Annotated in this window: 9 protein-coding genes; 5 read left to right on the top strand and 4 right to left on the bottom strand. The window is 65.4% G+C overall.

Features of this window, described 5'->3' with window-relative positions:
* Nucleotides 1-88: 88 nt before the first annotated feature.
* From FXN65_RS21060 to FXN65_RS21050, 3 genes are read right to left on the bottom strand one after another with little or no spacing between them, the layout of a single operon-like run.
* Nucleotides 89-1,522, bottom strand: coding sequence for an AdeC/AdeK/OprM family multidrug efflux complex outer membrane factor (locus tag FXN65_RS21060; RefSeq protein WP_151136050.1), 1,434 nt, complete (start codon nucleotides 1,520-1,522; stop codon nucleotides 89-91).
* Nucleotides 1,519-4,653 carry an efflux RND transporter permease subunit gene (locus FXN65_RS21055; RefSeq protein ID WP_151136048.1) on the bottom strand — a complete coding sequence of 1,045 codons (3,135 nt, stop codon included), beginning with the start codon at nucleotides 4,651-4,653 and terminating at the stop codon, nucleotides 1,519-1,521. The genes FXN65_RS21060 and FXN65_RS21055 overlap by 4 nt, the downstream gene beginning before the upstream one ends.
* Nucleotides 4,654-4,664: 11 nt before the next feature.
* The gene (locus FXN65_RS21050; protein ID WP_151136046.1) at nucleotides 4,665-5,807 is read right to left on the bottom strand and encodes an efflux RND transporter periplasmic adaptor subunit; all 1,143 of its coding nucleotides are present in this window, start codon (nucleotides 5,805-5,807) and stop codon (nucleotides 4,665-4,667) included.
* Between the two features lie 203 nt (nucleotides 5,808-6,010).
* Here FXN65_RS21050 and FXN65_RS21045 point away from each other — a divergent pair, with 203 nt between their 5' ends.
* The 4 genes from FXN65_RS21045 to FXN65_RS21030 all read left to right on the top strand — a co-directional run bounded on the left by FXN65_RS21045 (nucleotide 6,011) and on the right by FXN65_RS21030 (nucleotide 11,601).
* Nucleotides 6,011-6,652 (top strand): TetR family transcriptional regulator, encoded by a 642-nt coding sequence (locus tag FXN65_RS21045; RefSeq protein ID WP_151136044.1) that lies wholly within the window; start codon nucleotides 6,011-6,013, stop codon nucleotides 6,650-6,652.
* 517 nt (nucleotides 6,653-7,169) lie between these two features.
* A complete protein-coding gene (locus FXN65_RS21040) occupies nucleotides 7,170-8,906 on the top strand; it encodes a type I secretion system permease/ATPase (RefSeq protein ID WP_151136042.1) in 1,737 nt (578 codons plus the stop codon).
* Nucleotides 8,907-8,912: 6 nt separating this feature from the next.
* Nucleotides 8,913-10,256 carry an HlyD family type I secretion periplasmic adaptor subunit gene (locus FXN65_RS21035; RefSeq protein ID WP_151136040.1) on the top strand — a complete coding sequence of 448 codons (1,344 nt, stop codon included), beginning with the start codon at nucleotides 8,913-8,915 and terminating at the stop codon, nucleotides 10,254-10,256.
* Nucleotide 10,257: 1 nt separating this feature from the next.
* On the top strand, nucleotides 10,258-11,601 hold the full coding sequence (locus FXN65_RS21030) for a TolC family outer membrane protein (protein ID WP_151136038.1): 1,344 nt from the start codon (nucleotides 10,258-10,260) through the stop codon (nucleotides 11,599-11,601).
* A gap of 424 nt (nucleotides 11,602-12,025) precedes the next feature.
* Here FXN65_RS21030 and metR read toward each other — a convergent pair whose 3' ends face one another.
* Nucleotides 12,026-12,943, bottom strand: coding sequence for a transcriptional regulator MetR (gene metR / locus FXN65_RS21025; RefSeq protein WP_151136036.1), 918 nt, complete (start codon nucleotides 12,941-12,943; stop codon nucleotides 12,026-12,028).
* Between the two features lie 108 nt (nucleotides 12,944-13,051).
* Between metR and metE the strand changes: the two genes are divergently transcribed.
* Nucleotides 13,052-15,340, top strand: coding sequence for a 5-methyltetrahydropteroyltriglutamate--homocysteine S-methyltransferase (metE, locus tag FXN65_RS21020; RefSeq protein WP_151136034.1), 2,289 nt, complete (start codon nucleotides 13,052-13,054; stop codon nucleotides 15,338-15,340).
* Nucleotides 15,341-15,423 lie beyond the last annotated feature (83 nt).

Genomic DNA, 15,423 nt, shown 5'->3' with positions numbered 1-15,423 from the left:
GCCCGTCGGCGGGACAAAAAATACGCCCCGCCAAGAAGGGCGGGGCGCCGCGTGGATTCCTCGTCCATGAGGATTGGGGAGTCGCGGATCAAGCGTTCGGGGAGGTTTCCCCCTGTTCCTTCCAGCCGCCACCGAGGGCCTTGTACAGGTTCACTTCGCTGGCCAACTGGTTGAGGCGGTCACTGATCAGTTGCTGACGGGCGCTGAACAGCTGGCGCTGCGCGTCCAGCAGGGTCAGGTAGCTGTCGACGCCGGTGCGGTAGCGACGCTCGGCGAGGCGGTAGTACTCCTCGGTGGTTTTCACCAGGGAGCGCTGGGAGTCCAGTTGCTGGTGGTAGGTGGTACGTGCGGCGAGACCGTCGGCGACTTCCTGGAAGGCCACCTGGATGGCTTTCTCGTACTGCGCCACCTGGATGTCCTTTTGCAGCTCGGTGTAATCGAGGTTCGCCTTCAGACGGCCGGCGGTGAAGATCGGCAGGCTGATGCTCGGCTGGAACAGCCAGCTGCCGGAGCCTGCGTCGAACAGCCCGGAAAGCTCGTTGCTCATGCTGCCCGCGTTGGCGGTCAGGCTGACGCTGGGGAAAAAGGCCGCGCGTGCTGCGCCGATATTGGCATTGGCCGATTTGAGCAGGTGCTCGGCCTGGACCACGTCGGGGCGGCGTTGCAGCAGGTCGGACGGCAGGCCCGGCGGCACTTCGGCCAGCAGGTCGGCGTCCAGCGCGAGCCCCCTGGGCAGGTCGGCCGGAATGCCGGTGCCCACCAGCTGGGTCAGGGCGTTGCGGTCCTGGGCCACCAGGCGGGTGTACTGCGCCAGGCTGACCTGGGCGCTCTCCACGGCGGTGCGCGCCTGGCTCAGGGCCAGGGCATCGGCTACGCCCACGTCAAAGCTGCGCTTGGTGAGGGCGTAGCTTTCCTGGTAGGTCTTCAGGGTGTCCTGGGTGAGTTGCAGCAGGGCCTGGTCGGCCTGCCAGTCCAGGTACGCGGTGGCCACCGAGGCCACCAGGCTGATCTGGGTGCTGCGCCGTGCCTGTTCGGTGGCGAAGTACTGTTCCAGGGCCTGTTCGTTGAGGCTGCGCAGGCGGCCGAAGAAGTCCAGCTCCCAGGCATTGGTGCCGAGGGTGGCGCTGTAGCTGCTGCTGGTGTCGGCCTGGCCGCTCTGGCTCATGATGCCCGGCGTGCGCTGGCGGGTGGCGCCGCCGTCGGCCGAGATGCTGGGGAACAGCTCGGAGCGCTGGATGCGGTAGAGCGCGCGGTAGGCCTCGACGTTCAGCGCGGCGGTGCGCAGGTCACGGTTGTTGTCCAGGGCGAGCTGCACCAGTTGGCGCAGCGCCGGGTCCTGGAAGAATCCCTGCCAGTCGAGGTCGGCCGCGGCGGTGTTCACCTGGGCCGCGCCCTGGCTGTACGCCTCGCCCTCGGGCCAGGCGTTTTCCACCGGCGCTTCCGGGCGCTGGTAGTCGGGGATCATGGAGCAGCCACCGAGCAGGGTCGCGGCGATGGCCAGGGAAATCAGGGATCGCCTCACTGCAAGGCCTCCTTCTTGATCGCGGCCTTGCTCGCCTTGTCCTTGAACAGCGAGCAGACCAGCACGTAGAACAGCGGCACCCAGAAGATGGCCAGGACGGTGGCGGTGAGCATGCCGCCGATCACGCCGGTACCGATGGCGTGCTGGCTACCGGAGCCGGCACCGTTGGAGATAGCCAGGGGCACCACGCCGAGGATGAACGCCAGCGAGGTCATGACGATCGGGCGCAGGCGCATGCGGCAGGCTTCCACGGCGGCGTCGAACAGGCTCTTGCCCTGTTCGTGCAGTTCCTTGGCGAACTCGACGATGAGGATCGCGTTCTTCGCCGAGAGGCCGATGGTGGTGAGCAGGCCGACCTGGAAGAACACGTCGTTGGACAGGCCGCGCAGGCTGGTGAACATCAGCGCGCCGATCACTCCCAGTGGCACGACGAGCATCACCGAGAACGGAATCGACCAGCTCTCGTACAGTGCCGCCAGGCAGAGGAACACCACCAGCAGCGACAGCGCGTAGAGGGCCGGCGCCTGGGAGCCGGACAGGCGTTCCTCGTAGGAGAGGCCGGTCCAGGAGTAGCCGACGCCTGCCGGCAGCTGCTTGGCGATTTCTTCCACCGCGGCCATGGCTTCACCCGAGCTGTGGCCCGGAGCCGCCTCGCCGAGGATTTCCACCGCCGGCACGCCGTTGTAGCGGGCCAGCTTGGGCGCGCCGTAGGTCCATTCGCCACTGGCGAAGGCGCTGAACGGCACCATCTGGCCCTGGTCGTTGCGCACGTACCACTTGCTGAGGTCGTCCGGGTTCATCCGCGCTTCGGGCTCACCTTGCAGATACACCTTCTTCACCCGGCCACGGTCGATGAAGTCGTTGACGTAGCTGGCGCCCCAGGCGATGGAGACGGTGTTGTTGATGTCGGCGAGGGAGATGCCGTGGGCGCGCGCCTTCTCGTCGTCGATCAGCAACTGGTACTGGGGCTCGTCGCGCAGGCCGTTGGCACGCACGCGGTTGAGCACCGGGTTCTTCGCCGCCAGTTCGAGGAACTGGTCGCGGGCGGCGTTCAGCGCTTCGTGGCCGACGCCGGCGCGGTCCTGCAGGAACAGGTTGAAGCCGGTGGCGTTCCCCAGTTCCATTACCGCTGGCGGGGCGAAGGCGAAGACCATTGCATCGCGGAAGCTGAAGAAGTGCTGCTGCGCACGCTGGGCCAGGTCGAACACGCTCTGGCCGGCGCCGGTACGCTCTTCCCACGGCTTGAGCATGATGAAGGCCATGCCCGAGCTCTGGCCGCGGCCGGCGAAGTTGAATCCGGTCACGGTGAACACGGATTTAACGGTGTCCTTTTCCTGGTCCAGCAGGTACTCGCGCATCTGGTCCACCACCACCTGGGTACGCTCGGCGCTGGCGCCGGACGGGGTCTGCACCTGGGCGAAGAGCACGCCCTGGTCTTCCTCGGGGAGAAAGGCGGTGGGGATGCGGGTGAACAGCCAGCCCATGGCGACGATGATCAGCAGGTACAGGGCGAGGTAGGGCACCTTGCGCTTGAGCACGCCGCGCACGCCTCGCTCGTAGCTCTGCACGCTGCGGTCGAAGGTGCGGTTGAACCAGCCGAAGAAGCCGCGCTTCTCGTGGTGCTCCTTGGCAATGGGCTTGAGCAGGGTGGCGCACAGGGCCGGGGTGAAGATCAGCGCCACCAGCACCGACAGGGCCATGGCCGAGACGATGGTGATGGAGAACTGCTTGTAGATCACGCCCGTGGAACCGCCGAAGAAGGCCATCGGCAGGAACACCGCCGAGAGCACCAGGGCGATGCCCACCAGCGCCCCCTGGATCTGGCCCATGGACTTGCGCGTGGCTTCCAGCGGCGACAGACCTTCCTCGGCCATTACCCGCTCGACGTTTTCCACGACCACGATGGCGTCGTCCACCAACAGGCCGATGGCCAGCACCATGGCGAACATGGTCAGGGTGTTGATGGTGAAGCCGAACATCGCCAGCACGCCGAAGGTGCCCAGCAGTACCACGGGTACGGCGAGGGTCGGGATGATGGTGGCGCGGAAGTTCTGCAGGAACAGGTACATCACCAGGAACACCAGGACGATGGCCTCGCCCAGGGTGTGGATCACGCCTTCGATGGAGGCGGAAACCACCGGGGTGGTGTCATAGGGGAAGACCACTTTCATGCCGGCGGGCATGAAGGGTTCCAGTTCGGCGATGGTGGCGCGGATCGCCTTGGCGGTATCCAGGGCGTTGGCACCGGTGGCCAGCTTGATCGCCATGCCGGACGCCGGCTTGCCGTTGAACTGGGCGCTGATGCTGTAGTTCTCGCCGCCCAGCTCGATCTTCGCCACGTCGCGCAGGCGTACCTGGGAGCCGTCGCGGTTCACCTTGAGCAGGATGGCGCCGAACTGTTCGGGGGTCTGCAGGCGGGTCTTGCCGATGATGGTGGCGTTGAGCTGGGTGCCGGGAGATGCGGGCAGGCCGCCGAGCTGGCCGGAGGAGATCTGCACGTTCTGCGCCTGGATGGCGGTCTTCACGTCCACCGGGGTCAGCTGGTAGTTGTTCAGCCGCGCCGGGTCCAGCCAGATGCGCATGGCGTACTGGGCGCCGAATACCTGGAAGTCGCCCACACCCTTGGTCCGCGAGATCGGGTCCTGGATGTTGGAGACGATGTAGTTGGCCAGGTCGTTCTTGTCCATGCTGCCGTCTTCGGAGACGACGCCGATGACCAACAGGAAGTTCTTCACCGCCTTGGTCACGCGGATGCCCTGCTGCTGCACTTCCTGCGGCAGCAGCGGCGTTGCCAGCTGCAGCTTGTTCTGCACCTGCACCTGGGCGATGTCAGGGTTGGTGCCCTGCTCGAAGGTGGCGGTGATGGTCATGCTGCCGTCGGAGTTGCTCTCCGAGGAGATGTAGCGCAGGCCGTCGATGCCATTGAGCTGCTGCTCGATGATCTGCACCACGGTGTCCTGCACCGTCTGCGCCGAAGCGCCGGGGTAGCTCACCTGGATGCCCACCGCAGGCGCGGCGATGCTTGGGTACTGGTTGATCGGCAACTTGAGGATGGACAGGCCGCCGGCGAGCATGATCACCAGCGCGATCACCCAGGCGAAGATCGGGCGATCGATGAAGAATCTCGACATCTATGGGCTCCTCAGTGGCTCTTGGCCAGGTTGTCACCCGCGGGTTGCTGGGCTGCCACGTTGGTCGCCGGTGCGGCATTCACTTCCACGCCCGGACGCACGAACTGCAGGCCTTCGGTGATCAGGCGGTCGCCGGGGTTGAGGCCCTCGCTGACCAGCCAGCGGTCGCCGACGGTGCGTTCGGCTTTCAGGTGGCGCAGTTCCACCTTGTTCTCGGCATTCACCACCAGGGCGGTGGCCTGGCCCTTGAGGTCGCGGGTCACGCCTTGCTGCGGCGCGAGGATGGCTTCCTGCTTCACCGCCGAGCCCAGGCGGGCGTGGACGAACATGCCCGGCAGCAGGGTGTGCTCCGGGTTCGGGAAGACCGCGCGCACGGTCACCGAACCGGTGCCTTCGTCCACCGAGACTTCGGAGAACTCCAGGCTGCCCTTGTGCGGGTACTCGCTGCCGTCTTCCAGCAACAGGGACACCCTGGCGCCGCTGGCACCGGCCTTCTCCAACTGGCCCTCGGCCATTTCCCGACGCAGGCGCAGCAGGTCCTTGGTGGACTGGGTGACGTCGACGTAGATCGGGTCGAGCTGCTGGATGGTGGCCATGGCCAGGGTCTGGCCGTTGCTCACCAGGGCGCCTTCGGTGACCGCCGAGCGGCCGACTCGGCCGGAAATCGGCGCCAGCACCTTGGTGTAGCGCAGGTCGATGCTGGCCTTCTCCAGTGCGGCCTCGGCCTGCAGGCGGGCGGCCTGGGACTCGTCATAGGCCTGCTTGCTCACTGCCTGGTCGCTGACCAGGTCCTCGTAGCGCTCCGCCAGGGACCTGGCCGACGCCAGGCTGGCCTGGGCGCTCTTGTAGGTGGCGGTGTAAACGGACGGGTCGATCTGGTAGAGCTGCTGACCGGCCTTGACCTCGCTGCCTTCGGTGAACAGGCGCTTCTGGATGATGCCGTCCACTTGCGGCCGCACCTCGGCAATGCGGAACGCCGCGGTGCGGCCCGGCAGTTCGGTGGTCAGGGTGAAGCTCTGGGGCTGGAGGGTCACGACGCCGACCTTGGGCGTCTGGGCGGGCGGCGGAGCCGAGGCTTCCTGGCAGCCGGTCAGGGCGAGCGTGGCCAGAGCGATGGCGGAAACCAAGGCGGCAAAGGCTGGCTTCATGGGCATCTGAAGGGACCTCATTTTTTGGGGGTACAGCTTTCTGACGGAAAGCTGGGCGCAGGGCAGGTTCTGGATTCTTGCGAAGGTGTACGAATATACTTACATGCGTGAATGTTTGTAAATTGAATCTTCTGTTGCCGATGTCAGAATTTATTACGGCGCAAAGACGATTTTTCCTTTGAGAGCAATCAGATAGGTCCCAGCCGCGAATGGCCAGACGTACCAAAGAGGAAGCTGAAGAAACCCGCGTGCAGATACTCGACGCCACTGAACGGGTATTTCACGAGAAGGGGGTTTCCCGTGCTTCGCTGGCGGAAATCGCGGCCGCCGCCGGAGTCAGCCGAGGCGCCATCTACTGGCATTTCGAGAACAAGAACGACCTGTTCCAGGCCATGCTCGAGCGCATCCATACGCCGCTGGAAGAGCTGGCCCGCGCCAGCGAGAGCGAGGATGAGCCCGATCCCCTCGGGCGCATGCACCAGTTGATGGTGCGCCTGCTCCGGCGCGTGGAGCTGGACCCGCAGAGCCGGCGCATCCACGAAATCCTCCGGCACAAGGTGGAATACACCGAGGAACTGGGCGACCTCCGCCAGCAGATGGAAGACCAGAGCGTCGACTGCGACCAGCGCATCGCCAAGGCCCTGCGCAATGCGGTGAGCCGCGGCCAGTTGCCCGACGACCTGGATTGCCGCCGTGCCGCGATCAGCGTGCATGCCTACCTGGAAGGCATCCAGACCAACTGGCTGCTGGTGCCGGCGAGCTACTCCCTGGCCGACGAGGCCGAGAACCTGGTGAACAGCCTGATGGACATGCTCAAGTCCAGCCCGGCGCTGCGAGCCAGGGCGAACTGACCCCACGGTGGGTTGCGCGCGAGGGTGGGCTGCCCTGGCGGGGTGCGCCGCGCGCACCCGCGGTGTTTCCGGTATTCGCTCTTCATCCACCGGGCACTGAGCCCGGGGCGCATGGCGCCCCCTGCGCTTGGCCGTGGCCCAGGATGCATAGAGCGACGCTATACATCCTGCGTCGATCATATCGTTGGCGCTATACGTCATTTATCCGGCGCCAGTTTCGCCTTTTGGGCGCCTTCCTCGCTCGACCAGATTTTCCCCAAAAGTGGGTAAAACTGCTCTAGAACGGGTGTTTCGGCTCTTATGAGAAGCACTCTCGCCTGAGTGCCCCATGTCGCTGGTCGGGGTTAATCCCGCAGCCGTCTGGCAGGAGGGGTCCGGCTCTGGCGGTGCGTCGGAGTCTTGACTAAGCATGTCTGTAGGCTTCTGTGGGGGCAGCGGCGAATTGCTCCAGGGGCTCGAACTATAAGAGGCGGCCGGGCCACGGCCGAACCGATCACTCAGCCAGTGGAGCGCCGAGATGAAGAATTTCTCGCAGCCCCGTACCGAGTTGTCCGAAGCCCTGAGTCGCCTCCGTCATACCTTCTATGTGGTGGGTGGCTTCAGCGGCATCATCAACCTGATGATGCTCGCGCCCGCCCTCTACATGCTGCAGGTCTACGACCGGGTGCTGGCGAGCAGCAACGTCACCACCCTGGCGATGCTGACGGTATTGATGCTCGGCCTGTACGTGCTGATGTCGTTGCTCGAAGTGGTGCGTTCGAGCGTGCTGATCCGCCTTGGCAACCGGCTGGACATGAGCCTGAACAAGCGGGTGTTCAATGCGTCCTTCGAGCGCAACCTGCGCCGCGCCGGCGGCAACCCGGCCCAGGCGCTGCAGGACCTGTCCCAGGTGCGCCAGTTCCTCACCGGCAATGGCCTGTTTGCCTTCTTCGATGCCCCCTGGACGCCCATCTACCTGCTGGTGATCTTCCTCGTGCACCCGCTGCTGGGCGTCATCACCCTGATCGGTTCTGCAATCCTCTTCGCCCTGGCCCTGCTCACCGAAGTGGTGACCCGCGGCCCGCTGATGGAGGCCAACCAGGCGGCCCTGGCCTCCGGCGCGTTCGCCAACAACAACCTGCGCAATACCGAAGTGATCGAAGCCATGGGCATGCTGCCAGCGATTCGCGAGCGCTGGTTCGGCAGCCACCAGCGCATTCTCGAGAAGCAGACCCAGGCTTCCGACCGCGCCGCCTACATCAATGGCGCCAGCCGCTTCGTGCGGGTCACCCTGCAGTCGGTGATCCTCGGCGCCGGCGCACTGCTGGCGATCAAGGGCGAGATCACTGCGGGGATGATGATCGCCAGTTCCATCCTCAGTGGCCGCGCCATGGCGCCGGTGGAGCAGGCCATCGGTGTCTGGAAGCAGTTGCTCTCGGCCCGCGGCTCCTGGGAACGGCTGTCCAAGCTGCTGCAGGACTTCCCGGCGCGCAACACCGCCATGGCCCTGCCCAAGCCCCAGGGCGCGCTGTCGGTGGAACAGGCCATGACCGCGGCGCCTGGCGGCGTCGTCACCATCCTGCGCGGGATCAACTTCAGCCTCTCGCCCGGTGAAGCCCTCGGCATCATCGGCCCGTCGGCCTCCGGCAAGTCCACCCTGGCGCGCCTGCTGGTGGGCGTATGGCCGGCGCAAGCGGGCAAGGTGCGCCTGGACGGTGCCGATATCTTCCAGTGGAACAAGGAGGAACTCGGTCCCTGGATCGGCTACCTGCCGCAGGACGTGGAGTTGTTCGAAGGCACCATTGCCGACAACATCGCCCGCTTCGGCGAGATGAACAGCGAGGAGGTGATTCTCGCCGCCAGGCGTGCCGGGGTGCACGAGATGATCCTGCGCTTCGAGAAAGGCTACGACACACCGCTCGGCGTGGATGGCAGCCCGTTGTCGGGCGGCCAGAAACAGCGTATCGCCCTGGCCCGGGCCATCTATGGCGACCCCTCGATGATCGTGCTCGATGAGCCCAACGCCAACCTCGATGACCTGGGCGAAGCGGCGCTGGTGGAAGCGATCCTCGACCTGAAGAAGCGTGGCAAGACGCTGGTCCTGATTTCCCATCGTCCCAGTGTGCTCAGCACAGTGGACAAGGTCCTGCTGATGCGTGACGGCGGCGTGCAATTGTTCGGTCCTCGTGAAGAGGTCTTCGCAGCATTGCGCCAGGCCAGCGTCATGCCCTCCGTGGGCACGCCGAACCTGGCATCGATGCGGGCCAAGGAGTAATCGATCATGCAAGCGGCAAGCGAAAGCAAGGCCCTGGTAAGGGTCGAACAACCGACGGTGGTGGACCTCGATGACAGCCGCCCGGCCCGTTGGGGCGTGTGGATGGTGCTGGCCGGATTCGGCGGCTTCCTGGCCTGGGCCATGTGGGCTCCGCTGGACGCCGGCGTGGTGGCAAACGCCACGGTCAACGTCACCAATGCCCGCAAGACGGTGCAGCACCTCACCGGCGGCGAGGTGGATGCCATCCTGGTGCGCGAAGGCGACAAGGTGCGCGCCGGCCAGGAGCTGGTGCGCCTGGACCCGACCCAGGCGATCGCCGAGCAGGGCGCCCTGAGTTCCCAGTACATCGTCGCCAAGACCGTGGAAGACCGCCTGATGGCCGAACGCGATGGTGCCGACACCGTCACCTTCACTCCGGAACTGCTGGAGCGCTTCGGCGGCGACCCACGGCTGCAGGATGCCATCGCCCTGCAGCAGCGGCTGTTCCACACCCGGCGCAAGGCCCTGCTGGGGGAAATCAGCATCCTGCATGAGAACCTCAATGGCGCCGAGGAGCAGCTCAAGGGCCTGCGCCAGGTGCAGGCCACCCGTTCCAGCCAATCGAAGTTCCTGGGCGAGGAACTCGACGGCGTGCGCAGCCTGGCGGCGGAAGGCTATATCCCGCGCAACCGCATGCTGGAGCTGGAACGCAACGCATCGGAACTGAACGGTTCCATGGCGCAGAACATCGCGGATATCGGGCGTACCCGGAACCAGATCGCCGAACTCAAGCTGCGTATCCTCCAGCGCGAGCAGGATTTCCAGAAGGAAGTGGAATCCCAGCTCACCGATATCCAGAAGGAGTCCACCTCCCTGGCCGAGCGCCTGCGTTCGGTGGACTACCAGGTGGAAAATACGGTGATCCGTTCGCCCATCGACGGCATCGTCCTCGGCCTGACCATCACCACGGTCGGTGGAGTGATCCAGCCCGGTGCGCGGCTCATGGACGTGGTGCCGGACAGTGAGCCCCTGCAGGTGGACGCCCAGGTGCCGGTACAGGCCATCGACAAGATGGTCCCGGGCCTGTCGGTGGATATCACCTTCCCGGCCTTCAACCATGCGCAGACGCCGAACATTCCCGGACGGGTGCTGACGGTCGCCGCCGACCGGCTGGTGGACGAAGCCAGCAAACAGCCCTATTACTTGACCCAGGTGGAAGTGACCGAGGAAGGCATGAAGATGCTCGGGCCGAACAACATCCGGGCAGGCATGCCGGCCACCGTAACCATCAAGACCGGTGAGCGCAGCCTGATGAGCTACTTGATGAAACCGCTGCTGGGCCGTGTCGGTAACGCATTCAAGGAGCAGTGAAATGAGAGCCCGGATGGCCATGGCCGGTTTTCTCGGAGCTGTCGCCCTGCCCGCGACAGCCATGGACTTGAGCGAAGCCTGGAACGTCTACCAGAACCAGGGGCCGACCTATCTGGCCTCGGTGCATGAGCGGCAGGCCGGCCAGGAATACAAGGAACTGGGCAAGGCCGGCCTGCTGCCGAACATCAACGCCACCGCCTACTGGAAACGGGTGGATGGCACCAGCGAACAGGACAACATCTTCGGACGCTCCGTGGAGAGCGACCTGGAGTACGACTCAAAGGGGGCGGTGGTGGAGTTGCGCCAACCCCTGTTCAACAAGCAGAGGATGGCCGAGTACCGCCAGGGCAATCAGCGCACCCTGTTCAGTGACGCGGTGTTCGACGCCAAGACCCAGGAGTCGGCGGTCAGCCTGGCCAGCCGTTATTTCTCGGTGCTGCTGGCGCTGGAAACCATCGATCTGGCCAAGGTGAAGCTGAAGAACCTGGAACAGCAGGTGCTGGCCGCCAAGCGGCGCTTCCAGCTCGGCGACGGTACGGTGATCGACGTCGACCAGGCCTCCGCCCGGCGCGACCTGGCCCAGGCCGAGCTGATCGAGGCCGAAGACAGCCTGCTGGTGGCGCGGCGTCTTTTGCAGGAGCTGCTTGGCGTGCTGCCCGAGGAAATGTCCACCCTGCGCACCGAGTTCCCCACGCCGCCGCTGGAGCCGCCGACCCTGCAGGACTGGATCAGCGACGCGCGGGCCAACAACCCGACCATCATCGCTCGCAGCCGCAGCCTGGACATCGCCGACGAAGAGGTGAACCGGGCCAAGGCCGGGCACTGGCCAACCCTGGATTTCGTCGCCGCCTACAACGACGCGGAAAGCGACTCGGTCTCCACCCAGAACCAGACGAACAAGTACGGCTCGGTGGGTGTGGAGTTTCGCATGCCGATCTTCGCCGGCGGCGCCACCAACGCCCAGGTTCGCCAGGCGAGCGCCAACCGGGAGCTGGCCAACGACCAGCTGAACTCCAGTCGCGAAGAAGTGCTGTCGGGCACTACCCGCGAATTCCGCGGCGTACAGAGTGGCGAACAACGGGTACGGGCACTGGAGAAGGCGGTGGTATCCAGCGAGCGCGCCCAGGACTCGGCCCGCAAGGGGTTCCAGGCTGGCACCAGCACCAACCTGGATATCCTCAATGCCGAGGAACAGGCCTTCATCGCCCGCCGCGACCTGCTGGAGGCCAAGCTGCGCTACCTGCTTTCACGCCTGCGCCTGGCGGCTGCGGTGGGGTCGTTGGGGGAGGATGATATCCAGCAGGCGAATGCCTACCTGGGGCCGTCGCTTTCGATGCATCCGTGAAGTTATTGAGGGGGCTTGAGTCTTGATTTCCCAGCTAATAACGCTGGCTTCGGGTCTCTGTTTCGCCCCCCGGCGAGTCACTTCTTTCAAACGCCAAAGGAGTAACCAAGAACGCTTGCCCCTCCATCCGGGTCCGGCTTCGCCGGACTCCCCTCCCTCCATCGTCGCTCCAGGGGCCCGGCGAGAGGGGCCATCCATGGCCCCGCACGCCTCTCGCGGTATCCATGCCGCTCGTCCCCCTCTGCAACGATTCCGTTCGGCCTTCTGACGGGGCGGAGTCGCTGCCCCACCTCTTCAGCAAACTTGCGGATCATGAGTCGGCTTCAGGATCGATTCGTTACATCAGCCGCGAGTCACCCCTCTCCTCTTCAGGGAGAGGGGCCGGGGGTGAGGGCGTGACAGGCCGGCACTGAAATCGGAGTTACTACCGCGCCGCACTCACCCCTTCGAGCGTCGCAAACGAGGTGTCCTTCGCTGTCAGCAGGAAGTCGCGCATGAAGGGCGCGTCCAGCATGTCGGCGCGGATCGCCGCGTAAAGCGTGCAATACAACCCTTTCTCCCCCAGGCGCTTGGCAGTGACGTAGCCCCGCGAGCTGTATTCGTGCAGTGCCCAGTTGGGCAGGCAGCAGACCCCGCGGCCGCTGGCCACCAGCTGCATCATCATCACCGTGAGTTCGGAAGTGCGTACCTGCGCCGGTTCCACGTCGGCGGGTTCGAGGAAGCGGGTGAAGACGTCCAGGCGGTCGCGTTCCACCGGGTAGGTAATCAGCGTCAGGCTGGCCAGGTCTTCGGGCACGATGAAGGGCTTGTTCGCCAGGGCGTGCTGGTTATCCACCGCCAGCAGCGCCTCGTAGGTGAACAGCGGTACGTAGGTGATCCCGGCCAGGTCCACCGGGTCGGCGGTCACCACCAGGTCCAGGTCGCCACGGGCCAGGGCGGGCAAGGGAGCGAAGGAGAAGCCCGACGCCAGGTCCAGCTCCACTTCCGGCCAGGCATCGCGGAACTGGTCGATGGTGGGCATCAGCCACTGGAAGCAGCTATGGCACTCGATGGCCATGTGCAGCCGGCCGGCGGTGCCGCCGGCCAGGCGCGCCAGGTCGCGCTCGGCGCTGCGCAGTTGCGGCAGGAGGCTGTCGGCCAGCTGCAGCAGGCGCAGGCCGGCGCTGGTGAAACGCACGGGCTTGGTCTTGCGCACGAAGAGTTGCATGCCGAGGCGTTCCTCCAGTTCCTTGAACTGGTGGGACAGAGCGGACTGGGTCAGGTGCAGGCGATCGGCCGCTTCCACCAGGCTGTCGGCTTCGCGCAGGGCGTGCAGGGTCTTGAGATGGCGCAGCTCGAGCATGGCGGCCCTCCATGAATGGAATTTGAGATCAACACGAATTTGTTGAGTTTGTCTCAAGTGCCCGGGACTGTCGACAATCGCTCCATCATTTGTATGGAGATTTTCAACATGGCCCTGTCCCATTCCCTCGGGTTCCCGCGCATCGGCCGCGACCGTGAACTGAAGAAGGCGCTGGAAGCCTTCTGGAAGGGCGAACTGGATGAAGCCGGCCTGCGTGTGGTCGGCCGCCAATTGCGTGCCGAGCACTGGCAGTTGCAGAAGGACGCCGGTATCGACCTGCTGCCGGTGGGCGATTTCGCCTGGTACGACCAGGTGCTGACCCATTCCCTCACCTTCGGCGTCATTCCCGAGCGCTTCCGCCCCCACGACGGCAAGCCGGGCCTGCAGACCCTGTTCGCCATGGCCCGTGGTGTCAGCAAGGGCTGCTGCGGCGGCGCCCATGCCCAGGAAATGACGAAGTGGTTCGATACCAACTACCACTATCTCGTCCCCGAATTCACCGCTGACCAGCAGTTCGCCCTGAGCTGGGAGCAACTGTTCGAGGACGTGGATGAAGCCCGCGCCCTTGGCCACAGCGTCAAGCCGGTGCTGATCGGTCCGCTGACCTACCTCTGGCTGGGCAAGGCCAAGGGAGGCGACTTCGACAGGCTCGACCTGCTGGAGCGGCTGCTGCCGGTATATGGCGAGATTTTCCAGCGCCTGGCTGCCCAGGGGGTGGAGTGGGTACAGATCGACGAGCCGATCCTGGTGCTGGACCTGCCCCAGGACTGGAAGAACGCCTTCGAACGCGCCTACAACCTGCTGCAGAAGGAACCGCTGAAGAAGCTGATCGCCACCTATTTCGGCGGCCTGGAAGACAACCTCGGCCTGGCTGCCAGCCTGCCGCTGGACGGCCTGCACATCGACCTGGTGCGCGCGCCCGAGCAGTTCCCGACCATCCTCGATCGCCTGCCGGCCTACAAGGTGCTGTCCCTTGGCGTGGTGAACGGCCGCAACGTCTGGCGCTGCGACCTGGAAAAGGCCCTCGACGTGCTGCGCCATGCCCATGAGCGCCTGGGCGAGCGCCTTTGGGTCGCGCCGTCCTGCTCGCTGCTGCACAGCCCGGTGGACCTGGCCCGGGAAGACAAGCTGGATGCCGAGCTGAAGAGCTGGCTGGCCTTCGCCGTGCAGAAATGCGAGGAAGTGGCATTGCTGTCCCGCGCCCTGAGCGAACCCGAAGCGCCGGCCGTGCTCGACGCCCTGGCCGCCAGCCGTGAGGTGCAGGCCAGTCGCGCCGCCTCGCCGCGCATCCACAAGGCAGAGGTGCAGGCCCGCGTTGCCGCGCTGAAACCGGAAGACAGCGAGCGTTCGTCACCCTTCGCCGTGCGTATCGCCAGGCAGCGTGAGCGCCTGTATCTGCCGGCCTTCCCCACCACCACCATCGGCTCCTTCCCGCAGACTTCGGCCATTCGTCTGGCGCGACAGGCCTTCAGGCAAGGCAAGCTGTCGGCGGCCGAGTACACCGAGGCCATGCACAGCGAAATCCGTCATGCGGTGGAGGTGCAGGAGCAACTGGGCCTCGATGTACTGGTGCATGGCGAGGCCGAACGCAATGACATGGTGGAGTACTTCGCCGAGCAACTGAACGGCTATGCCTTCACCCGTTTCGGCTGGGTGCAGAGCTACGGTTCCCGCTGCGTGAAACCGGCGGTGATCGTTGGCGACCTGAGCCGTCCGCAGGCGATGACCGTGGAGTGGATCCGCTACGCCCAGGGCCTGACCGCCAAGTGGATGAAGGGCATGCTGACCGGGCCGGTGACCATGCTGATGTGGTCCTTCCCGCGTGAGGACCTGTCTCGCGAGGTGCAGGCCCGCCAACTGGCGCTGGCCATCCGTGATGAAGTGGTGGACCTGGAGGAAGCCGGCATCCGCATCGTGCAGATCGACGAGGCGGCCTTCCGCGAGGGCCTGCCGCTACGCCGGGCCGAGTGGCAGCACTATCTGGACTGGGCCAGCGAAGCCTTCCGCCTGACCGCCAGCGGCGTGCGCGACGAGACTCAGATCCATACCCATATGTGCTACAGCGAGTTCAACGATGTGATCGAGTCCATCGCAGCCATGGACGCCGACGTCATCACCATCGAGACCTCGCGCTCGGACATGGAGCTGCTGGATGCCTTCGAGGCCTTCGCCTATCCGAATGAGATCGGTCCGGGCGTCTACGACATCCACTCGCCGCGCGTACCGGACAGCGCCGAGATGGCCGCGCTGCTGCGCAAGGCCGCCGAACGCATTCCCGCCGAGCGCCTGTGGGTCAATCCCGATTGCGGCCTGAAGACCCGCGCCTGGCCGGAAACCGAAGCGGCCCTGGTGAACATGGTGGCGGCGGCCCGGCAGTTGCGTGCGGAGTTCGCCTGAGGGAAACGCCAGGCAAGCCTTCGGCCTGCCCGGCGAATGAATTCGCCCTACAGCGTTACGCGCAGGCGGTGAACCGAGAGTCA

This window comes from Pseudomonas lalkuanensis (genome assembly GCF_008807375.1).
GTDB classification, from domain to species: domain Bacteria; phylum Pseudomonadota; class Gammaproteobacteria; order Pseudomonadales; family Pseudomonadaceae; genus Metapseudomonas; species Metapseudomonas lalkuanensis.
Note: the sequence above shows the minus strand (reverse complement) of the source record. Positions and strands in the feature narration are given on the sequence as shown.